Below are 20,946 nucleotides of genomic sequence, written 5' to 3' on the forward strand. Positions count from 1 at the left end.
TCGACGATGAACCGGTCTCGCTCAGAGTTCGAACCGGTCCAGGTTCATCACCTTGTCCCAGGCCGCGACGAAGTCGTTCACGAACTTCTCCGCTGCGTCGTCGGCTGCGTAGACCTCGGCCAGGGCGCGCAGCTGTGAGTTCGACGTGAACGCCAGATCGGCGCGAGTGCCGGTCCAGGTCTGCTCGCCGGTGGCGCGATCGCGCCCGACGTACAGGTTCTCGCCTTCCGACGCCGACCAGGCCGTCGACATGTCCAGCAGATTCACGAAGAAGTCGTTCGTGAGGACGCCTGGACGGTCGGTCAGGACGCCGGCCGTCGAGCCGCCGAAGTTGTTGCCCAGCACCCGGAGTCCACCCACCAGCACCGTCATCTCGGGGGCGCTGAGAGTCAGTAGCGATGCCTTGTCGACGAGGGCGAACTCGGCCGGGAGACCACTGGTCTTGCCGACGTAGTTGCGGAACCCGTCGGCGGTGGGCTCGAGATGCGCCATCGAATCGGCGTCCGTCTCCTCCTGGGTGGCGTCGGTACGTCCAGGGGTGAACGGCACCGTGATCTCGACCCCGGCGTCGCGTGCCGCCTTCTCGACTGCCGCCGTGCCGCCGAGGACCACGAGGTCGGCGAAGGAGACCTTCGCGCCGGCCTCGCCGGTGAACGCATCATGGATGCCTTCCAGGGTGCGGATCACGGTGGCCAACTCGTCGGGTTCGTTGACCTCCCAGGATGCCTGCGGCTGCAGGCGGATCCGGCCGCCGTTGGCGCCGCCGCGCTTGTCGCTGCCACGGAAGCTCGACGCCGCCGCCCACGCGGTCTTCACGAGTTGCGCCACAGTCAGTCCCGAGTCGAGGAGCGTCGCCTTCAAGGCTGCCACGTCGGCATCGGTGACAAGTGGGCCCTCGTGCGCCGGGACATTGTCCTGCCACAGGTACGTCTCGGTCGGAACAAGCGGACCCCGATACCGGACGGCGGGTCCCATGTCGCGGTGCAGGAGCTTGAACCAGGCCTTGGCGAACTCGTGCGCCAGTTCCTCGGGGTGATCGAGCCACCGCCGGGTGATCTTCTCGAAACTGGGGTCGTAGCGCATCGCGAGGTCGGTGGTCAGCATCGACGGGTGGGTCTTCTCGTCGCCGAATGCCGTGGGGACGGTACCGGTTCCGGCGCCGTCCTTCGGACGCCACTGGTTGGCTCCGGCCGGACTCTTGTAGAGCTCCCACTCGTAGCCGTAGAGAGTCTCGAGGAAAGCGTTGTCCCAGCGGGTCGGGGTCGGATTCCAGATCACCTCGAGGCCGCTGGTGATCGTGTCCGCGCCCTTGCCGGAGCCGTGCGAGCTGGTCCAGCCGAGACCGGCGTCCTCGACGGCGGCGGCCTCGGGTTCGGGACCCACCAGGCCGGCGTCACCGGCGCCGTGGGTCTTGCCGAAGGTGTGGCCCCCGACGATCAGAGCCGCGGTCTCGACGTCGTTCATCGCCATCCGCGCGAACGTCTCGCGGATGTCGACCGCGGACGCGAGGATGTCCGGATTGCCGTTCGGTCCTTCCGGATTCACATAGATGAGCCCCATTTGCACTGCCGCAAGCGGTGTCTCGAGTTCGCGGTCGCCCGAGTACCGCTGATCGGCCAGCCACTCGAGTTCGGGGCCCCAGTACACCTCGTCGGGCTCCCACTCGTCCACGCGCCCGAAGGCGAAGCCGGCGGTGGTGAACCCCATCGACTCCAGGGCGACGTTCCCGGCGAAGACCAGGAGGTCGGCCCAGGACAATGCCGTGCCGTACTTCTTCTTGATCGGCCACAGTAGGCGGCGCGCCTTGTCCAGGTTGGCGTTGTCCGGCCAGCTGTTGAGCGGGGCGAATCGCTGCATCCCGGCTCCGGCACCACCGCGTCCGTCCTGCACCCGGTAGGTACCCGCGGCATGCCAGGACATGCGGACGAACAGGCCTCCGTAATGGCCGAAGTCGGCGGGCCACCAGTCCTGCGAATCGGTCATCAGGGCGGTCAGGTCGGCGCGTAACGCCTCGACGTCGAGATCCGCGAGGGCCGAGTCGTAGTCGAAGTCGGCGTCCATCGGATTCGCGACGTCCGGATTGTGCTGAAGCACCTTGAGATTCAGCTGGTTCGGCCACCAGTCGCGGTTGCCGCCGCCCTGGGTGGGCGGCGTGAGCCGACCGTGCGCGACCGGGCAACCGCCCGCGGCGGGCTCGGTGTTCGCCTCGGCAATGGGGGGATGTTCCTTCGCGTCGCGGACGGGCTCGTGGTCTTGCTGCGCCATGCGGGGTTTCCTTTCGGGCACGGTGAGAACTGCGATCGCCGGGTCGGTGATCGCAGGGGAGGGAGGCGTCGTGGTCGGGGGTCTATCGGTCGGGGCCGGCGCCCGGAGCGGGTCGGTTGGGTTCGGGGATGCAGTCGGGGCAATGACCCCAATAGATGACCTCGGCTTCGTCGATGACGAAACCCCGGTCGTCGGACGGGGTCAGGCACGGGGCCTCGCCGACTGCGCAGTCGACGTCCCCGATGGATCCGCATGTACGGCATATCACGTGGTGATGGTTGTCCCCGACGCGTGACTCATATCGAGACACGTGGCCGGACGGCTGGATGCGTCGCACGAGGCCGGCCGAAGTCAGTACGCCCAGAACGTCGTACACGGTTTGTTGCGAGACCGCCGGCAGCCGATCGCGAGCGGTTCGGAGGACCTCGTCGGTGTCCGCATGAGGATGTGCTCGGACGGCTTGCATGACCGCGATGCGCGGACGGGTCACCCGCAGTCCGGCGGCGCGCAGGTGCCGGGCGCAGTCCTCGTCGGTGAGCATGGTGACCATCGTGCAGTTTGATCTGGAATGATTCAAGTTAAGAAGCCGAAGTGAGGTGGCCGTCACGGGCGCCGTCGTAGTATCTGCTCATGCGGACAGCGACGCCGACCACCGCTCGGGCAGCCCTATGACCCCGTACGACGAGATCGTCGACGAGCTGTACGGTCTGGCGCCGGCGGCGTTCGTGACACGCCGGAACGAACTCGCTCGGGAGATCAAAGCGAACGGCGACCGTGACCTGGCGGGGCGGATCGCGAAGTTGCGGCGGCCCACGCAAGCTGCGTGGGCCATCAATCAGTGGGTTCGCGCGCACCCGGACGACAGCGCCCTCATCGCTGGGTTGGCGTCGGATTTGACTGCGGCCCAGCGCCGCTCGGCTGTCGACAAGATGAAGACGTTGTCGCGACGCCGTCAGGATCTGATCAACGATTCGGTGACCGCGGTCGCCGCCACGGCCGCAGATCTGCGAGTGACGCTGGGAGACAGTACCATTCGCGAGGTCACGCAGACATTGCGAGCCGCGGTGGCCGACCCGGAAGTGCTCGAGCAGGTGTTGCGGGGAAACCTCACCGCATCCGCCGAATACAGCGGCTTCGGGCCCGCCGGCGTGTTCGTCGTCCCGGAGCCGTTGCAGGAACCAGTCGCGGACGAGTCCGAGGCAAGCGGCGCGGACGCAGACGGTGCCGACGAAGAGGGTGCCGACAGGGATGACGCCGACGACTCGGACCACACAGCGTCTGACGAAGCGGAGCGTCGTCGACGAGACCTCGAAGCCCGACTGGCCGAGGCCGAGACAGGGGAGCGAACGGCCCGATCCGACCTCGACGCCGCCTCCCGAACTGTGGACGGGGCTTCGTCGGAGGTCGACGAGATCGTCCGGCGGGCTCAGGAGTTGCGGGCCGAGCTGGCTCGTTGCGAAGAATCGCTGCGGTTCGCGCGGCAACGACTCTCGACTGCGGAACAGGGCCGGGCCGAGGCGCGGATCGCGCTCCGTGAAGCCGTCGCGGCCACCAATGAGATCCGCTCGGCGCTCGCCGAGCTGTGAGCCGACGAAGGGGTCGAACCCGAAGTCTCCACCATGGTTGCCCGTCGCCCACGGTCAGCGTGTCAAGTGAAAACGCAGCAGCTCGGTGGTGCCGTTCAGCGCGCGGCCCCAATAGCCGCCCCGGCCGTCGGCTCGGAGCTCGTCACGCACGAATCCCACGGCGGTTCCCGAGTAGTCGACGACGATGACCGGTGCACCGTCCTGCACGGAACGCCCGGGGTACACCGCGCCGGGGAAGGCCCACCCGATCGCGGTGTTGTTGACGACCCGCGAACCCGTGAAGTTCTTGCCGAACCACACCGTGTCGGCGATCGGGGCGCTGGTGACGTCGCCGCGGTAATACCCGGACGGCATCGGCGGTGCAGCCTGGGCGGTCGCGGGTGCGGCCAGTGTCACGGCGCCCGCGAGGGCGACCGCGGCGACCGCGACGGCACCCCGGCGGAGGTGGGCGGTGGGTGAGGTGTCCATCTACCCATTGAACGCCTCCGCCGGCTCGCCGGCTCATGGTTCGTCGGCGCCGTCCTCGCGTCGCCGAGGATCGGTGGCCGACGAGGATCAGTGACCGACGAGGATCAGTGACCGACGAGGATCAGTGGCCGACGAGGCGGAGTGAGTCGTCGCGGCGGAGCACGAAGAAGTACGGCTTCGGCGACCCCTTCAGGTCCATCGCGCCCAGGACGGCATCATCGGAGAGACGGTGGAAGACGTCGTTGATCGGCAGCTGATCGTAGGACATGGTCGCGGTGTCCGTGCCGCGGTACCGGGTGGTGCGCAGCCGGGCACGTGCTCGTCGGGTCTGACTGAGAAGGCGGGTCGCGGCGATCGGCGTCCCCAACGACAACGACTTGACTCCGGGCGCCTTCTCGGCGATCCCCAGTCCGCCGAAAGCGATCGCCGGATTCATGGCCCACAGCGCCGAACCGTCGCGGGTCGGGAAGAGCAGGGGGTGGACGGTCTCGGCGTCGACGAATTGCTTGCCCCACCAGCCGCTGGCCGCGAGGAAGCCGTCCAACGGGTGGTCGGTGGGCAGCTCGGCGCCACGCCAGGTGCCGATCATGAAGTCCGGTTCGACCGCGGGGGCGGAGTCGAACAGGTCGAGGGCCTCGGCGGTCGTCGTCGGCGTGGTGGTCAGGATCTCGCGCACATGCATGTCGACGATCGTACGTGTAAAGACACAAGATCTGAAGAATGTCGCAATGGATCGCGGAGCCACGCCCCGGGGTGTGCGGCCCGTCCGGAATAGCCTGTAAGTACGCCGGGTTGCCGCAGGCATGAACCAACCCGCGTATGACCCTCGTGATCTTCTCGCCGAAGGCGGAGTCGGCGTCCTCGCCACGATCAAGTCCTCGGGACTACCACAGCTGTCCCCGGTGACCCCTTTCTACGACCGCGACGCCGGGACCATCTACGTCTCGATGGCCGAGGGTCGGGCCAAGACCGCCAACCTCCGACGCGATCCGCGCGCCGCGTTGGAGATCACCGGGCCCGATCGCTACACGTGGGCGACCGCCGAGGGCACTGTGACGTTGATCGGCCCGGGCACCGAACCGGACGGGCCCGAGGTCGAGGCGCTCGTCGACTACTACCGCAAGGCGGCAGGCGAGCACCCGGACTGGGACGAATACCGCAGGGTCATGGTCGCCGATCGCCGCGTCCTGATGGTCATGTCCGTGGACCGGGTGTACGGCGAACGTCTGCGCTGATTTTCACGATCGAGGACCCGGGTTGTCCTCGTCGTGTCGCACAGTGGACGCATGACAACCGACTTTCAACTGACCTTCGACTGTGGTGACCCGGCTGCGCTGTCCGCATTCTGGGCCGAGGTGCTCGGTTACGGGCTCCAGGACCCGCCTACCGGATTCGACAGCTGGGAGGCGGCGCTCGACGCATTCGGGGTGCCTCCGGAGCGTCGGAACGACGCCTCGGCCGTGATCGACCCGGAGGAGCGCAGGCCACGGTTGTTCTTCCAACGCGTACCCGAGGGCAAGACGGCGAAGAACCGGGTGCACCTCGACGTCCGTGCTGCCCCTGGTCTGAGTGGCGACGACCGGATGCGCGCCCTCGAGGCCGAAGCCGACCGGCTCGTCGGACTCGGTGCGACCCGGGGCGAACGACACGACCCCGCACCTCCGCTCGGCGAGGGGCACATCGTGATGCGCGACCCCGAGGGCAACGAGTTCTGTCTGGACTAGGGATTTCGTAGCAACAATGCGCGCCATGTGCGCTCTGTTGCCACGAATTCCGATGTCAGACAGATATTTCCGGCTCTACCCAGGGTCCCGTCCAGGTCGGGCTGCTCGAAAGTGACCTCGGCGAAGCGTCCCTGAACCGAGAGCGTCGCGATGGTGTTGCCGAACAGCGGGCCCAGGGTGTTTCGCCAGGCGACGGGCAGTTCGGGCGAGCCACCACGACGCGCCCAGCGCCGGACGACCGCGGCGAGCCGATTCGACCACCCCAGCCGGAAAACCGCCTTGATGTACGGCGGGATCGCGTTGTGCACCGGCGAACACACGAGCTGGTGGACGTCGGCGCTCGTTGTGTCCGGGAAAGTCGCACGCGCGGCATAGCTGTGGTGGACGTCGCCGGACAGCACGCTGACCGTCGCGGGCCCGGGGTCGCGCGCCGCAACCTGTCGGATCATCTCGCTGAGCCGGACGAAGGAATCGAAGAAGGCCGGCCAGTGCTCGAGGTCGGCCCCCTGCCGGATCTTCTCGGCCAGCTGTCCACGACGGCCCGGCCGCCGGGCGCCGATCTCGTTCACAGTCTCCGCATCACCGATGACCGGCGGGAGCAACCACGGCAGTGATGAACCCAGGACCAGGTGGTCGAGTCGCTCGATGTCGTCGTCGACCTGGCTCTCAACCCAATAGAATTCGTTGTCGCTCAGCATCTTTCGCGTTCCGTCGGACAGGATGCGACCGTTGCGGGAGTCGATCATGACCAGCCTGGTGTTGCCCAGGTTCCACCGGAAACTGAACCGGACACCCTTGGTTCCGTCGGTTTCCCGGTCGGCACGATCCGCGACCTCGATCAGGTGGGGCCAGCAGTCACCGTCGATCTCGCGGACGCGGCGGTAGTCCTCGGACTCGGCGAGTTCGGCGGGGGAGAGGTTGCCGAGGTGCTGATACACCCAGTAGGACGCGAGGCCGGCGCGGATCCGGTCCTGCCACCACGGCTTCTCACTCATCTGCCGACGCCAGGTGTCCGAGGTGTTCCAGTCATCACGGATGTCGTGATCGTCGAAGATCATGGCCGTCGGCACCGTAGAGAGGATCCATCGGATCTCGGGGTCTCCCCAGGTGTGCCGATACAGTCCCTCGTACTCCTCGAAGTCGACGACCTCGTCGGACGGTCCGGCGGTCGAGGCCCGGCTCGACTCCAGCGACTCCTTCACCTGCGGGGTCAGCTCGTCCGCGTACACCTGGTCGCCGAGCAGAATGAGGGTGTCCGGCCACTCCTCCACCGGGAGGTGGCGCATTCGGACCGCGTAGCAGTCCAATGCGTCGAGTCCGAGCTTCTCGTCGAGCTTGGGGTCCTCGGCCCGCGGATACCGGCAGGACCCGAAGACGAACCGGTGCCGGTCCGCGGTGTCCGGCCCCCGGGTCCGGATCACGCTGGGCGGGAACTCGGTGTCCGGGAGGGGCCACTCGAGGGCGCCGTTGACGCGGACCTGATACTCGGAGACCGTGTCGGGCACCAGGCCGCTGACCTCGACCAGCGCGTAGTGGTGACCGGACACCTCGAACGTCCGGGTCGCACAGCCGAGGACTTCGACCTCGCCGGGTTCGTCGGTCTGCACCCAGATCAGCGCGGAGGTTTCGTCGACGTGCCGGAGGATCGGACCCAGAACCAAAGCCATTCGATCAGAGTAGGCCGTGGCGCAGCGTCGCGCGGCCACGTCGATCGTGAGCGATGAGTTCGCCGGGTCGTGCCGGTCTGCACTCCTGTCGCCCTCACCATAGCGGTGACGTCTCGCGCCGGGACACCGGTGCACCGGAGTATCGATGGAGGAGCAACCAATGGTGATCGTTGCCGGCAGTCTGCGAGTGGACCCGGACCAGCGCGCGGCGTACATCGCCGGCTGCGACGAGGTGGTCGGTGCCGCCCGTCGGGCACCGGGGTGTCTCGATTTCGCAATCTCCGCGGACTCGATGGACCCCGGCCGGATCAACATCTTCGAGCGCTGGGACTCGCAGTCGGCGGTCGAGGCTTTCCGTGGCGACGGGGTCGGCGAGGACCAGTCACGGGCGATCCGGTCGGCGTTCGTTGCCGAGTACGACGTCGCCGACGTGCGGATACTGGCGGGCCCTCCGGATTGATGAGCACACAACCCGCGGCGACATCGAGCGTCGTAGGCTGTGTGCGCACTTCCAGAGGGGATCATGACCGGAATGTCCGACATCCAACAGACTCTCGCCGACGTCCTCGGCGAGCTCCGCAGTCTCGACGACCCGCGGATCCGAGCGGTCAACGAGAAACACGGCGACGACCACGGGGTCAATCTCACGAAGCTCAGGGCGATCGCGAAACGACTGCGAACGCAGCCCGAACTTTCCGCAGAGCTGTGGGCGACGGGCGACACCGCGCCGCGTCTGCTCGCACTGTTGATCTGTCGCCCGCGGGCGTTCGACCCCGCGCAGCTCGACACGATGATCCGCGAGGTCGACCGGCCGAAGGTCCACGATTGGCTCGTCAACTACGTCGTCAAGAAGAGTCCGCATGCCGAGGAGTTGCGGAGGTCGTGGATGGCCGACGCCGAGCCCGGTGTCGCCGCGGCGGGATGGGCCCTGACCGCTGATCGAGTGGTCAAGAAGCCCGGTGACCTCGACACGGCCGGGTTGCTCGACACCATCGAGTCCGACATGGGGAACGCACCGCCACGCCTGCAGTGGGCGATGAACACATGCCTGGCGACCATCGGCATCGAGAATCCCGACTTCCGTTCCCGTGCAATCGACATCGGTCAGCGGTTGCGAGTGCTGGAGGATTACCCGACCTCCCCGGGCTGTACTTCGCCGTATGCGCCGGTCTGGATCGCCGAGATGGTACGGCGTCGATCGTCGTGACCTGAGCGGCAGCTCGTTGCCCCGTCGCTCAGGCGTCGGATCCCGACACTCCCGGGGATCCTCTGCTGCTCAGTCATTGTGGCGGCTGTGGGAAACCGGCATGACGACCGTGGTGAGGTCGCCGCCGTCTGCGGACCGAATCGTCATCGGGAGGTCCCGATTGCGGACGTCGATCATCATCTCGGCCCCGATCGACACATGGACCGCGGGGTAGAGCGTCGAGACCTCGAACCACAGTGCGATCGGGGGGCCGCAGGTCTCGGCTGGCACGACGGCGAGTTGTGCCGACGAGGCGTCGCTCAGTGTGAGCGCCGCCGACGTGAAGTCCAGGTGCACCCGGTCGGTTGCACAGCGCTCCAACGATTGCAACACAGCGGTTTTCGCGACACTCGCACGCATGGTCACCGTGGGCAGGGCTTCGATCATCACCAGGTGCGCGGGAAACGGCCCGTCGAGTAGGCGGCACCATAGATCGTCCCGACCGTCGAGCCGGAATCGAACTGCGCCGGCCACGGCGTCGATGACGACGACGCCGCCCCGTGCCAGGTCGGACAGACCATCACGGAGGTCGGCCGCACACAGCGTTCCCGACCACCGGGTGCCGCACGGCTCGACGGTCGGTAGCGACCGGGAAGAGAGCCGGTAGCGGTCTGTCGAGGTCAGGGTCACGGCCCCGTCTTCCAGCCGGAGTTCGACAGCGTCCAGGACGGGATGGGCCGCGTCACGGGCGGCCGCGGTGAGCACCTGGCCGAGCGCGGCTGCCAGGATCGGACCACGCACAGTGGCGAGCATGGTCGTCGACTCCGCGGCGATCGACATCTTGATCGTCCTGGCCTCGCGCCGAATCCGATCGGCATCGGCTGCGACGGTCCGCACGTGCTCGTCGATCAGTCCGCCGGCGGTACCCGGCTCGGCGGCGAGGACCGTGCGGATGTCGGCGAGCGACATCCCGATCTCGCGGAGTCGCCGGAGTGCGATCGCGTGCCGCTCCTGCGACGCGCTGTACTGGCGATATCCGGTCGACGCGTCGACGGCGGCCGGGGTGAGCAACCCCGAGTCGTCGTAGAACCGCAGCGCGGACGCGGTCAAACCGGTGCGTTGCGCGAACGCGCCGATCGGGACGAGTTCGCTGACTTCGGGAACGGAGGGCATATCGCAGATCATCCGGCTTCGACCAACCTGAAGGTCAAGAGGAAGCGAGTCGGCGTCCGAATCGGGTCAGATGAGACCGAGTGCGAGCATCGCGTCGGCCACGCGAGTGAACGCCGCGATATTGGCACCGGTCGCGTAGTTGCCCGGCGCCCCGTATTCGTCTGCCGTGTGCAGGCAGTGGTCATGGATGGCCGTCATGATCTCCGACAATCGGTCCTCGGTGTGCGCGAACGTCCACGAATCCCGAGAAGCGTTCTGCTGCATCTCGAGTGCGCTCGTGGCGACGCCGCCCGCGTTCGCGGCCTTGCCCGGGGCGAAGCCGACGCCGGCGTCGGCGAAGATGCGCACCGCCTCGGGGGTGCTGGGCATGTTCGCGCCCTCGGCGACGATGCGACATCCGTTCTTCGCCAGTTGAGTGGCGTCGACCCCGTTCAGTTCGTTCTGCGTCGCGCAGGGGATGGCGATGTCGGTGGGCACACTCCACATCGATCCGGTGTCGACGTGACGGGCGGACCCGCGGCGGGCGTCGGCGTAATCCGAGATACGGCCGCGCCGAACGTTTTTGATTTCCTTGAGCAGTTCGAGGTCGATACCGGCATCATCGACGACGTAGCCCCCGGAGTCCGAGCACGCGATCACGCGACCGCCGAGTTGTTGCACCTTCTCGATGGCGTAGATCGCCACATTGCCCGAGCCCGAGACCACCACGGTCTTGCCGTCGAGGTCGTCGCCGGCCGCGGCGAGCATCTCGCGGACGAAGAACACCACGCCGTACCCGGTCGCCTCGGTGCGGACCTGCGACCCACCCCAGGCGAGTCCCTTGCCGGTGAGCACGCCGGACTCGTAACGGTTGGTGATGCGCTTGTACTGGCCGAAGAGATAACCGATCTCCCGACCGCCGACGCCGGTGTCACCCGCGGGCACATCGGTGTACTCGCCGATGTGACGGTAGAGCTCGGTCATGAACGACTGGCAGAACCGCATGATCTCCGCGTCGGAGCGTCCCTTGGGATCGAAGTCGGCGCCGCCTTTGCCGCCGCCGATCGGGAGCCCGGTCAGTGCGTTCTTGAAGATCTGCTCGAACCCGAGGAACTTGACCACGCCCAGGTAGACGCTCGGGTGGAATCGAAGGCCGCCCTTGTAGGGACCGAGTGCGGAATTGAACTCGACCCGGAACCCGCGGTTGATCTGCACCTGTCCCTGGTCGTCGACCGGCACTCGGAAGATGATCTGGCGCTCGGGCTCCGTCAGTCTCTTGATGATCCCGGCGTCCGCGTAGTGGGGATGTTTCGCCAAGACCGGACCCAGACTGTCGAAGACCTCCCGGACGGCCTGGTGGAACTCGGCCTCCCCAGGGTTCCGCGCAACAACCTGCGCGTACAGATCGCTGATCTTCTCGTCGAGCACGATGGCGACCACTTCCTTCTCCGTAGGTGTGGGACGGCGACGTGCCCAGGTGAGCACGCCGCCACCCGCACCCTATCGAGTGACAGGAATTCGACCGCAGACCGGTCCGACGGACGACGACCGCGGTGTGTCCGCAGTGAGGTGGTCGGACCCGCTCACCTGCGGAGCAGTCCGGTCGGGCACCGCTATGCGCGGATCACGCGCGGGCCAGAACAGGTCGTCGCACCTGGAGCGACGGATGTCGGGTCACGATCTCATGCCTGGACGTCGGATCGGCACCAGTGGTGAGCGTCAGGATCCAAGGCACCGACTCGGTGTCGTCGGACACCCACGGATCCAGTTCGAGGTGGGCCAGGATGTCGCGTGACAGGCTCTCGAGTCTCGCGACGGTCAGTCGTCCGGACGAGTCCGCGAAACCGCAGCACACATCCCGCCCCTCGGGTACTCCGAACACGTCCACGTCGTTCTCGCGGTGCCATTGCCGTCGGAGGAGCAACGACTCCGACTCCTCGACGACAACCGAACACCTGGCGGGGTGGGGAAAGGCGTCGTGCGCGCGAGTCGACGCTTGCTTGACGAATTCTCTGACCCGACCGGGGGAGCCACACACGCGTATTCGGCACTCCATCACAACCGCTTTCACGGCCACTCTTCCTTTCGCTGCTACCGGCCATCTGCGACCGGTGCCATGGACTCTAGCCCAGAAAAAAATAAAAGCCAGTCCGGCGCATTTCGCAGGCGCACAGTAAATGAAAAGTACTGTGTGACAACGTATGAAGTCGGCAAGTCGGCACCAGATCGGACGGGCTGGACTTCTGTCGTTTCTGGGCTATGGTCACGACGAGAGCGGGATCGACCCGCTGTAGACCACGACCGATTCGAGGAGAAATGGCGGAAAAGAATTCGAGCTCGAAAAAGCGGCGGCAAGAACTCAAGGAACGTCGTGAGCGAAAACGGGCACTCGAGGATGTCTCGTTGATTCGGAAGAGGAAGAGCGCGCGTTGACGCCGACGCTCGCGTCAGCCCGCGCTTTTCAGTGCCCGGGCGATCGTGGGCCAGGCTCGGTGCAGATCCTGGTTCCAGTAACCCCACGAGTGGAGACCGGCACGGAAGTCGTAGGTGATGTCGACCCCGGCTCGGTCTGCGCGACGCTTGAAGCTCTCGGTGCATCGGGCGACGATGCCCTCGAGCACGCCTCCGACGGGTGAGGCCAGCCCGGCCAGCCCGAGGGCCGGGTCGGGCAGACCGTTGCCGACCGCTACATACACGGGCTTACCGCGTAGCGCGGACACGTGACCGGCGGGATTGTGGGCATCCCAGTTGTCGTGATCGAGCGGGCCCCACATGTTCTCCGGGTTCCCACCCCTCGTCGTGACCGATGTGGCGGTCGCCTGCCGGAACTCCGGCGACCCTTGATCGAGGCACCCGCTGAAGGCGACCACACCCCGGTAGAGATCCGGGTTGCGGACCGCGATGGACATCGCGCCCAGCGCCCCCATCGACAGCCCGCCGATCACGTTCCGTCCGTTGCCCCGGAAGCGTCCGTCGACCAGCGGAGGGAGTTCCTCGGTCAAGAAGGTCTCCCACATGTTCCGACCCAGGACGGGATCGATTCGGCGCCAGTCGGTGTAGTACGAGCCCGTACCCCCGATGGGCAGAACCACGTTGACCTTCTTGTCGGCGACGAAGCGCGCGATGTCGGTCTGGAAGGTCCACCCGCTCTGCGTGTAGCTGGTGTAGACCCCACCGTCGATGCCGTCGAGGAGGTACACGGTCGGCCGTGGGCCGGTCCGCTCGCGGGGGGCGAGCACGCTCACCCGAACGGGCCGCTTCATGGCGGCGGAATACACGGTCATCGTCGTGCGTGTCGCCGTCTCCGAGGACACCGCAAGGATCCGCGCCGAGTCGCCGAGCCTCGGTGGAGTCGCCCCCGCCGGCTGACCCGTCGAGACGCTCGCGACGACCGCGATCAGAAATGCACAACCGAGCCCTGCGGCTCGCTGCCAGCGTGACACTCTTCGTTCCCCCTCGGACACTGCCGTCACGACCGGCGACCCACCCCCAGGTCGACGTCCGGCATTCGCCGCGTGTCGGTCGATCACGGGTCCGGACACGGACCGCGGACCCATTAGAGCAGGTCTGGGGCCGCCGTGTGACCGAAGCGCGCCGACGACCGAGGTTTTGCGTACAGGGACCCGGGTACCCGAATGATCCCGGGCTGTGGACAGTCGGGATTCACACGACAGAGGAAGGTAGGTGCTCTGGTGGGCACATATGTCACCGCGAATCCGACCACCGGTACGACCGAACGGGAATTTCCCGGACTGAAGGACGACGAGGTGGCCGGCGTGGCCGAACGGTCACTCGCGGCATACCAGGAGTGGCGAGCGACCGAGGCATCCGAACGGGCCGCAACTCTCTCCCGGACCGCTGACGAGTACGAGAGGCGAGCCGATGAGCTCGCGGCCGTCATCACGACCGAGATGGGCAAACCCGCCAAGGAGGCGGCGGGAGAGGTCCAGCTGGCCGCGGACATCTATCGCTGGTACGCCGAACACGGACCGGATCTGCTCGAGACCGAGGCCCTCGACCCGCAGGGCGCGGACGCGTCGATCGTGCAGGTCGCGCCGATCGGACCACTGGTGGGCGTGATGCCGTGGAACTACCCCTACTACCAGGTCGCACGTTTCGTCGCGCCGAACCTGTTGGCCGGCAACACCGTCATTCTCAAGCATGCGTCGATCTGCGCGGCGTCGTCGGCGCTGATGGCTGAGATCCTGCACGACGCGGGTGTCCCTGCCGACGCGTACATCAATGTGTACGCGAGCAGTGATCAGATCGCAGACCTGCTTGCGCACAACGCGATACGAGGTGTATCGCTCACCGGCAGTGAGAAGGCGGGTGCAGCCGTGGCGAAGGTTGCAGCGGAGAACCTGAAGAAGTCCGTGCTCGAGCTCGGCGGTTCGGACCCGTTCATCCTGCTCGACTCCGCCGACATGGAACGCACGACGAAGATCGCGGCGGGCGCACGGCTGTCGAACGCGGGCCAGGCGTGCAACTCGCCGAAACGGTTCATCGTTCTCGACGAGTTGTACGACGACTTCGTCGACGGTGTGGTCAAGCAGTTCGAGTCGACGGTGGTCGGTGATCCGTCCGACGATTCCACTCAGATGGGTCCGCTGTCGTCCCTGTCGGCGCGCGACACCGTGGCCGAACAGGTCGAGACCGCGGTGAAACAGGGCGCCACCCTGCGGACGGGTGGGAAGCCGCTGGAGCGCGACGGAGCCTTCTTCGAACCCACTGTGCTGACGGACATCACCCCGGACATGGACGCCTACTCCGAGGAGATCTTCGGGCCCGTCGCAATGGTCTACAGGGTGTCATCCCCGGAGGATGCTGTGGCGCTCGCCAACGATGTCGAGTTCGGTTTGAGCGGCTCGGTGTGGAGCGGCAACATCGGCAAGGCCGAGGAGGTCGCCGACCAACTCGAAGTCGGCATGGCGTATGTCAACGAACACGGCACCACGCTGCCCGGCCTTCCGTTCGGCGGGGTGAAGCGGTCCGGCTACGGTCGCGAACTCGGGCGCTGGGGCATGGGCGAGTTCGTCAACACCAAGCTGCGTCGCACCGCCTCCGAGTAGGCGGGCGATCGGCGATGGCCGGACGGGCCGATGCGGAAGCGTCGGCCCGTCTCGCTGTCCGGCCCGTCTCGCTGTTCCGGCTCGCGATCCGGCGGCCGGCTGTCCGACGTGTCAGCCGTTGGTCTGACGCGCCCGGTCGACCGCGACGGCCACCCCGTGATGCCACGGCACCCCGTGCCCGGGAAGCAGAGACTTCGCGTCCGTCGCTGCCAGCGCGTCGAGCGACGCCCGATTGCGATCGAGGTCGGCGGTTGCGGAACCGGCGATCATGCGCGGGCCGGTCGCCGCGGTGTACGGATCGAGGGTGACGAGCGCGTCGCCGGCGATGACCGCGTCGCGCAATGGAAAGTGCAGCGACACATGGCCGTAGGTGTGACCGGGAGTCGGCACCACCTGCGCGCCACCGGGGAGCAGGGCATCATCGCCGAAAGGCGTCACATCCAGGTGATCGACGCCGCGCACCGTGAACGCACCGGCCGCCGCCATGTGTCCGAGCAGGCGTAGCGAACGCGGATGACGAAGGGGCACTCCGAATCTGGTCGCGTTCTGATGCGCGTAGCGGTAGGGATGGGACGCCAGCCACGCATCGTCGCGATGGACGTGGACCGGGATCCGCCACTCGCGCGCCAGGCGGCGCGCGGTGCCGACGTGATCGAAATGACCATGCGTGATGATCAGGTCGGTCACGGCATCGGTGTCACGGCCGAGTTCCCGGATGGCCTTGACGAGGGGTTCGTACGAACGGGGGAGTCCACAGTCGACGAGGATCAGCCGGTCCTGGTCCTCGATCAGGTACTGATTCGTGTAGGCGTACTCGAGCCAGTGGATGCCGGGGACGACGTCACGATGGAAGGTCATGACGAGACGCGTACCCGGTGGTCGCGGCAGCAAACCGGGACGACCGTAGAAGTTTGGACAAGACCGGGGGTTTCTGTAATCACCCCGGCCTCTGGCTCGACATGCGGGTTACAGCACCGCAGGAGCGTGACTGCGACAGTAACAGGAACACCCCGGTGAACGCGAATCACCGATCGCCGACCTGATGTCGATCGTCGATGAAGACCTGCCAGCACAGGTCATTGCGGGCACGTTGGTCGTCGAGCACCAACTCGCGTACCCGAACAGGGAGATGTTCTCGCTGCCAAGCGCATTCGTGTCTACCCGCGTCGACCCCGTGTGCGGACCGGACTGCCTTGATCGCGTACGCCGCGGCACCGAGGTCGTGCGATGCGACGTGCGCGGTCACCGCCGCTTGCCCGGCGGCGTAGGCGGCGAACCGCGGTGCGCCACGTAGATCGCGGGCGGCACCCATGGCGTGTCCGCCGGCGGCGCGCGACTCCATCATCGCCAGTTCGCCCCGGGTCCACGCGCGGACCGCCGCGATTGCCTCCCTGGGGCGAGCGTCATCCGGCCGTGCCGACTCGAACAAGGGCAGAACGTGCTCCGCACACCGTGCCGCCCAGAGCGCCAGCAAGTGGTGATCGGCGTCGGTGAGCGTCCCGCCACGACGGATGGTGACCAGGCGGGGGTCGAACACTGTGGGGAGGATCATCGCGACCTCTCTGCCGGCCGCGGACTCAACGGCCGCGCCGGGCAATTCGCACCTCGACGTCCTCGGGTGTGAGAACCGCGGTGGGTTCGGCGACGACGCCCACGCGTACGGGCGCCTGGGCTCGGTCGGTGACGGTGAGCGGCGGGCCGTCGGGCTGCAGATGGTCGTTGCCCCACTGCATCAACGACATCACCACAGGAAACAGATCGCGGCCCATGTCGGTGAGCTGATACTCGAACCGTTCGCGCTGCCCGGCGTCGCGGTAGGGGACCTTGGTGAAGATCCCGGCCTCGGTGAGTTCGCGCAGGCGGGCCGACGCGACCGCGTCGCTGATCCCGACCCGCCGGCTGAACTGATCGAACCTGGTGGCGCCGTAGAAGGCCTCCCGCAGGATGAGGATCGCCGACCGGGTGCCCACCAGGTCGATCGCCTTCGCGATCGAGCAGCCGCTCGCCTCCCAGCTGTCGCGTTCGGCCAGCGGGCCCTTCAGGTGCATCATGCCCCCAGCCTACCCTGACTTGACAAGACCATAGCCAGAGCGTAGACCTGACTTTGGTAGACAAAAGTCAGCCATCATCCGGATCGGGTTGCGTTCCGATCCGCACACTGACGGAGGATCAGTCATGAGATCTGCGGTCATCGTCGACGCTGTTCGCACACCCATCGGCAAGGGCAAGCCCACCGGCGCCCTCCATGACGTTCATCCCGTCGACCTCCTCGCGCACAGTCTCCGAGCAGTCGTGGACCGTTCGGGTGTCGATCCCGAACTCGTCGACGACGTGATCACCGGTGTCGTCAGTCAGGTGGGGGAGCAGAGTTTCAACATCGCGCGGCGCGCGCTCCTGGCCGCCGGCTACCCCGAATCCGTGCCGGGGGTCTCCGTCGACCGCCAATGCGGAAGCGGGCAACAGGCCATCGCGTTCGCCGCGCAGGGCATCATCGCGGGCACGTACGACATCGCGGTCGCCGCGGGTGTCGAATCGATGTCCCGTATCCCGATGGGCTCGGCCGTTGCCGGTACCGCCGATCTCAACGGACGGGCGTTCGGCGAACGATACCCGCAGGGCCTCGTGGGTCAGGGGATCTCGGCGGAACTGATCGCCGCCCGCTGGGACATCTCGCGACGCGAGATCGACGAATTCTCGCTGCGGTCACACGATCTCGCCGCCACCGCCACCAAGAACGGACTCTTCGACGACGAACTCGCCCCCATCGCGGGGCTGACGTCGGACGAGGGCATCCGGCTCGGGGGCAACCTCGACGACCTCGCCCGGCTGCGACCGGCCTACTACGACGAGGCGATCGCGAACCGGTTCCCCGAGATCGACTGGCGGATCACCGCGGCGAGTGCGAGTCAGATCAGCGACGGGTCGTCGGCGGTGCTGCTGATGAGCGAGGAGAAGGCCGCCGAACTCGGTCTGCGTCCGCGCGCTCGTGTGCACACCATCGCGGTCGCCGGTGACGACCCACTCCTGATGCTCACCGGCATCATCCCGGCGACGCGGAAGGCACTGTTACGCAGTGGTTTGCGAGTCGAGGACATCGACCTGTTCGAGGTGAACGAGGCGTTCGCGCCGGTGGTACTGGCGTGGTCGCGGGAGTTCGGGGTGGACGTGGATCGAGTGAACGTCAACGGCGGTGCGATCGCGCTCGGCCACCCGCTGGGTGCCAGCGGTGCCCGCCTCGCGACCACGGGACTGAACGCGCTGGAACAGCGCGGCGGTCGTTACCTCCTGCAAACGATGTGTGAGGCAGGCGGATTGGCCAACGCGACGATCTACGAGCGACTCGGCTGAGCCGTCGGCGGTCCGGGCGGACGTGCTCGTCGTCCATTCGGTGTATCTCGGTCGCACACGTTGCGTCCGCCCGGTACCGTGATTGCGCATACCCGCTGTTCGGAGCGGGGCCGATGACTGCGGGGACCTCATGAACCCAACCGACCCGAATGCAGTAGCGCTCGTCGCGACGCGGGAGGCTACCGTTCTGGCGCATCTCGAGGCCGAGAATCGGCACGACGTCGGTGCCACGCTGGCGACGTTCAAAGACGGCGCGGCACGTACCGAGTTGCCCGGTGAGATCGCCGATGGCCACGACGCGGTGTCGGCCTCGTGTCTCGAACTGTTCACCGCATTGCCGGACATGCATTTCGATGTCGAACCGGGGACGCTGTGTCATCACGACGATCGAGTCATCTGTGAGACGCGAGTTCGCGGAACACATCTGGGAACCTATCGCGGACTCGCTCCGACCGGTCGGTCACTCGACCTCCCGATCGTCGCGGTGTTCACCTTCGCGGGCTCAGATCTGGTTGCGGAGCGCGCCTACTTCGACCGTCTGGAAATGTTCATGCAGCTCGGGGTCGCGCGGGATCCGAACACCCTCGCCGGCCGGATCGCCACGCTGCTCAATCACCCGATCACGGTCATCGGCGCTGCTGTCCGTCGTCGAACCTCTCGGTCCGCAGCGTCGGCCTGACGCCGCTGTTGATCACACCCCCAGGCGGCGCCTCGCCGCATCGTTGTCGAAAGACGTCGGGTCGAAGGCAGAATCAGGTGACATGCCCGCCCACTCGCGTAGCTCCAGATGGCGAGGGTGCGTCTGATCGTTGACCGCCTCGATGAAGTCCGCCCATCCAGGCACTCCGCCGACATCTTCGAACGGGGCGGTTCCACCACCGTCGATGAACGTCACCGGCGGTTCGTCGTCGTTCATCGGCGCGAATGCCTCGACGACAATGCTCACTTCCCAGCCGTCGCCGAAGTCGTACTCGTAGGTCACCACGTCGCCGGGTTCGTCGACCAGCTCGCCCAGGGTCGAGTCGAAGACAGACTCCGTGTACCGGTCGACCCGTGCGGTGTCCATCGCTTCGTCGGACAGGTACCGGTGCTCGTGGCCAGAACACGACGTCGTGAAGGCGTAGAGATGCGCGTCGTCCCAGGCGAAAGCAGCTTGGAGCACTTCATGGAGTTCGTTCAATGGAACCAGCGCGAGAATTCGAATCCGTCGCCAGACTCTGGGTCGTACGCCGGCGAGTTCGACGCGCACCGTGATCATGGTCGCCTCGCCCCCGCTCTCCGGATTGTGACGTTCCGGAAATCCGTCCCACACCGCGGGTCGCAACCCCTCGGGGACGACGTAGTCACCGTCCTCGTTGAGGACGAGCCACCCGTCCTCGATGATGTGCTCGACGCGAGAATGAGCCTTGGGAATCTCCGGTGAGATCAGCCCGTCATCGCGCAGGGCGGCGAAGCGATCGGCGGCAAACGGCATGATCGTCAGCCCCTGGTATACGACGCGCGCGACGATACCGTCCACAAACTGTGCCTTTGCACTCGAATCAGAGGTCAACGCCCTGCCGACGGCCGCAGCCAGCGTGCTGCGTCGCGTCGTCAGCGACTGTGGTCCACGCCAGGACGCGGCCGCCGGGCCCGGGTAGACATGGGATGGAGTAATTGCGATCAACTGGGCATCCCGGGCGAGCTCCCAGATCTCGGCAAGAACGCGATGATGTTTCATTGCCTTGAGTGCTGCTGACGGTTGCTCGATCTGAAGGGCCTGCAGAAGGTCCGGAAGCAGTGCCGGCTTGAGCCACCCACTCGGCGTCACCGGCCGTTTGTAACCGATCCAGTCCATCAACACATCGAGCCGCTGCAAAACCCGAACCGCTTCCAGTGCATCGCGCTCGGCGGAGCTGTCGATGTCGTCGACCTCGACCTTCAGCCCGCCCATGGAGTCGAGGAGGTATCCCTGGCAAGCCCCCATCACGACATCGGCGCTGATGGCTCCTGTCCACCTGGAAGTGGTGACGAGGAAATCGATGAACAGGCGCAGTGCGAAGACCGCGATGCTTGCCGGTAAGGCGTCGTCCTCTTCCTCTTCCATGTACTCGGCGAAGTCGATTGCCGCATCGACCTCATCGAGCGACCACTCGGTGGGCCGATGGTCTGGCAATGCGTAGCCGACGGCAAAGTCCAGCGCTCTGACGGCGTCGACGATGGCTGCCTGCTTGTCCGGATCGTCTTCGAATTCCTCGCTGGGCAGCCATCGTTCGAACTCGCGCAACAGGACGCCCATCTCCGAGGTGTCGCGACCCCGGATCGGGATCACGTTGCTGTTTCGGCGGGCAGCCCGCTTCTTCGCCTTCTCGGTCCGCTTGGCGCCGCGGGATTGCTTGTTCTTCCGGCTCATCGGCGTCGATCCTATGCGCTGGCGCGTCCGACAGCCAGGCCGATTTCTGGTGCCGACAGCACTCGAACGGCCCCGGCTTTGAGGTGCCG

At 66.6% G+C, this 20,946-nt stretch carries 21 protein-coding genes; 8 read left to right on the forward strand and 13 right to left on the reverse strand.

Going from position 1 to position 20,946, the window contains the following annotated elements:
• Positions 1-21 precede the first annotated feature (21 nt).
• Positions 22-2,265 (reverse strand): catalase/peroxidase HPI, encoded by a 2,244-nt coding sequence (gene katG / locus Q9R39_RS13910; protein ID WP_311277649.1) that lies wholly within the window; start codon positions 2,263-2,265, stop codon positions 22-24.
• A gap of 82 nt (positions 2,266-2,347) precedes the next feature.
• Positions 2,348-2,806, reverse strand: a complete 459-nt coding sequence (locus Q9R39_RS13915; protein WP_176455977.1) for a Fur family transcriptional regulator — start codon at positions 2,804-2,806, stop codon at positions 2,348-2,350.
• A 127-nt stretch (positions 2,807-2,933) separates the two neighbouring features.
• On the opposite strand from Q9R39_RS13915, the gene Q9R39_RS13920 reads away from it, so the two are divergent.
• Complete coding sequence (locus Q9R39_RS13920; RefSeq protein WP_078114044.1) at positions 2,934-3,851, forward strand: hypothetical protein; 918 nt, start codon at positions 2,934-2,936, stop codon at positions 3,849-3,851.
• A 54-nt stretch (positions 3,852-3,905) separates the two neighbouring features.
• Here Q9R39_RS13920 and Q9R39_RS13925 read toward each other — a convergent pair whose 3' ends face one another.
• On the reverse strand, positions 3,906-4,319 hold the full coding sequence (locus Q9R39_RS13925) for a hypothetical protein (protein WP_254859839.1): 414 nt from the start codon (positions 4,317-4,319) through the stop codon (positions 3,906-3,908).
• A gap of 121 nt (positions 4,320-4,440) precedes the next feature.
• Entirely contained in the window at positions 4,441-5,001 is a 561-nt protein-coding gene (locus tag Q9R39_RS13930; protein ID WP_068970455.1) for a GXWXG domain-containing protein, read from the reverse strand.
• A 121-nt stretch (positions 5,002-5,122) separates the two neighbouring features.
• Here Q9R39_RS13930 and Q9R39_RS13935 point away from each other — a divergent pair, with 121 nt between their 5' ends.
• Both Q9R39_RS13935 and Q9R39_RS13940 read left to right on the forward strand, forming a co-directional pair.
• A complete protein-coding gene (locus Q9R39_RS13935) occupies positions 5,123-5,554 on the forward strand; it encodes a PPOX class F420-dependent oxidoreductase (RefSeq protein WP_068970454.1) in 432 nt (143 codons plus the stop codon).
• A gap of 51 nt (positions 5,555-5,605) precedes the next feature.
• A complete protein-coding gene (locus tag Q9R39_RS13940) occupies positions 5,606-6,043 on the forward strand; it encodes a VOC family protein (protein WP_311277650.1) in 438 nt (145 codons plus the stop codon).
• Here Q9R39_RS13940 and Q9R39_RS13945 read toward each other — a convergent pair.
• Entirely contained in the window at positions 6,040-7,710 is a 1,671-nt protein-coding gene (locus Q9R39_RS13945) for an alkaline phosphatase D family protein (RefSeq protein WP_311277651.1), read from the reverse strand. The two genes, Q9R39_RS13940 and Q9R39_RS13945, sit on opposite strands and share 4 nt — an antisense overlap.
• A 160-nt stretch (positions 7,711-7,870) precedes the next feature.
• Between Q9R39_RS13945 and Q9R39_RS13950 the strand changes: the two genes are divergently transcribed.
• Both Q9R39_RS13950 and Q9R39_RS13955 read left to right on the forward strand, forming a co-directional pair.
• On the forward strand, positions 7,871-8,170 hold the full coding sequence (locus Q9R39_RS13950) for a putative quinol monooxygenase (RefSeq protein WP_058253492.1): 300 nt from the start codon (positions 7,871-7,873) through the stop codon (positions 8,168-8,170).
• A gap of 63 nt (positions 8,171-8,233) precedes the next feature.
• The gene (locus Q9R39_RS13955; RefSeq protein ID WP_058253491.1) at positions 8,234-8,917 is read left to right on the forward strand and encodes a DNA alkylation repair protein; all 684 of its coding nucleotides are present in this window, start codon (positions 8,234-8,236) and stop codon (positions 8,915-8,917) included.
• Between the two features lie 69 nt (positions 8,918-8,986).
• On the opposite strand, the gene Q9R39_RS13960 is transcribed toward Q9R39_RS13955, so the two are convergent.
• The 4 genes from Q9R39_RS13960 to Q9R39_RS13975 form a co-directional block, all read right to left on the reverse strand.
• Positions 8,987-10,069 carry a MerR family transcriptional regulator gene (locus Q9R39_RS13960; RefSeq protein WP_311277652.1) on the reverse strand — a complete coding sequence of 361 codons (1,083 nt, stop codon included), beginning with the start codon at positions 10,067-10,069 and terminating at the stop codon, positions 8,987-8,989.
• Between the two features lie 66 nt (positions 10,070-10,135).
• Complete coding sequence (gene gdhA / locus Q9R39_RS13965; RefSeq protein WP_311277664.1) at positions 10,136-11,488, reverse strand: NADP-specific glutamate dehydrogenase; 1,353 nt, start codon at positions 11,486-11,488, stop codon at positions 10,136-10,138.
• A 184-nt stretch (positions 11,489-11,672) separates the two neighbouring features.
• The gene (locus Q9R39_RS13970; protein ID WP_231742623.1) at positions 11,673-11,930 is read right to left on the reverse strand and encodes a hypothetical protein; all 258 of its coding nucleotides are present in this window, start codon (positions 11,928-11,930) and stop codon (positions 11,673-11,675) included.
• Positions 11,931-12,495: 565 nt separating this feature from the next.
• Positions 12,496-13,491, reverse strand: a complete 996-nt coding sequence (locus Q9R39_RS13975) for an alpha/beta hydrolase family protein (RefSeq protein ID WP_058253487.1) — start codon at positions 13,489-13,491, stop codon at positions 12,496-12,498.
• A gap of 249 nt (positions 13,492-13,740) precedes the next feature.
• Between Q9R39_RS13975 and Q9R39_RS13980 the strand changes: the two genes are divergently transcribed.
• Positions 13,741-15,117, forward strand: a complete 1,377-nt coding sequence (locus Q9R39_RS13980; protein WP_311277653.1) for an NAD-dependent succinate-semialdehyde dehydrogenase — start codon at positions 13,741-13,743, stop codon at positions 15,115-15,117.
• A gap of 111 nt (positions 15,118-15,228) precedes the next feature.
• Here Q9R39_RS13980 and Q9R39_RS13985 read toward each other — a convergent pair whose 3' ends face one another.
• The 3 genes from Q9R39_RS13985 to Q9R39_RS13995 all read right to left on the reverse strand — a co-directional run bounded on the left by Q9R39_RS13985 (position 15,229) and on the right by Q9R39_RS13995 (position 17,168).
• Entirely contained in the window at positions 15,229-15,975 is a 747-nt protein-coding gene (locus Q9R39_RS13985) for an MBL fold metallo-hydrolase (RefSeq protein ID WP_311277654.1), read from the reverse strand.
• A 166-nt stretch (positions 15,976-16,141) separates the two neighbouring features.
• Positions 16,142-16,669: a putative immunity protein gene (locus Q9R39_RS13990; protein WP_311277655.1), complete on the reverse strand. Its 528-nt coding sequence runs from the start codon at positions 16,667-16,669 to the stop codon at positions 16,142-16,144.
• A gap of 25 nt (positions 16,670-16,694) precedes the next feature.
• A complete protein-coding gene (locus tag Q9R39_RS13995; RefSeq protein WP_211539505.1) occupies positions 16,695-17,168 on the reverse strand; it encodes a helix-turn-helix domain-containing protein in 474 nt (157 codons plus the stop codon).
• 124 nt (positions 17,169-17,292) lie between these two features.
• Here Q9R39_RS13995 and Q9R39_RS14000 point away from each other — a divergent pair, with 124 nt between their 5' ends.
• Positions 17,293-18,465 (forward strand): acetyl-CoA C-acyltransferase, encoded by a 1,173-nt coding sequence (locus Q9R39_RS14000; RefSeq protein WP_058253483.1) that lies wholly within the window; start codon positions 17,293-17,295, stop codon positions 18,463-18,465.
• Between the two features lie 130 nt (positions 18,466-18,595).
• Positions 18,596-19,144 carry an ester cyclase gene (locus Q9R39_RS14005; protein WP_311277656.1) on the forward strand — a complete coding sequence of 183 codons (549 nt, stop codon included), beginning with the start codon at positions 18,596-18,598 and terminating at the stop codon, positions 19,142-19,144.
• A gap of 12 nt (positions 19,145-19,156) precedes the next feature.
• On the opposite strand, the gene Q9R39_RS14010 is transcribed toward Q9R39_RS14005, so the two are convergent.
• A complete protein-coding gene (locus Q9R39_RS14010) occupies positions 19,157-20,857 on the reverse strand; it encodes a plasmid pRiA4b ORF-3 family protein (RefSeq protein ID WP_311277657.1) in 1,701 nt (566 codons plus the stop codon).
• Positions 20,858-20,946: the final 89 nt, after the last annotated feature.

The sequence above is a fragment of the Gordonia sp. AC31 genome (genome assembly GCF_031844505.1).
Taxonomy (GTDB): Bacteria; Actinomycetota; Actinomycetes; order Mycobacteriales; family Mycobacteriaceae; genus Gordonia; species Gordonia hongkongensis.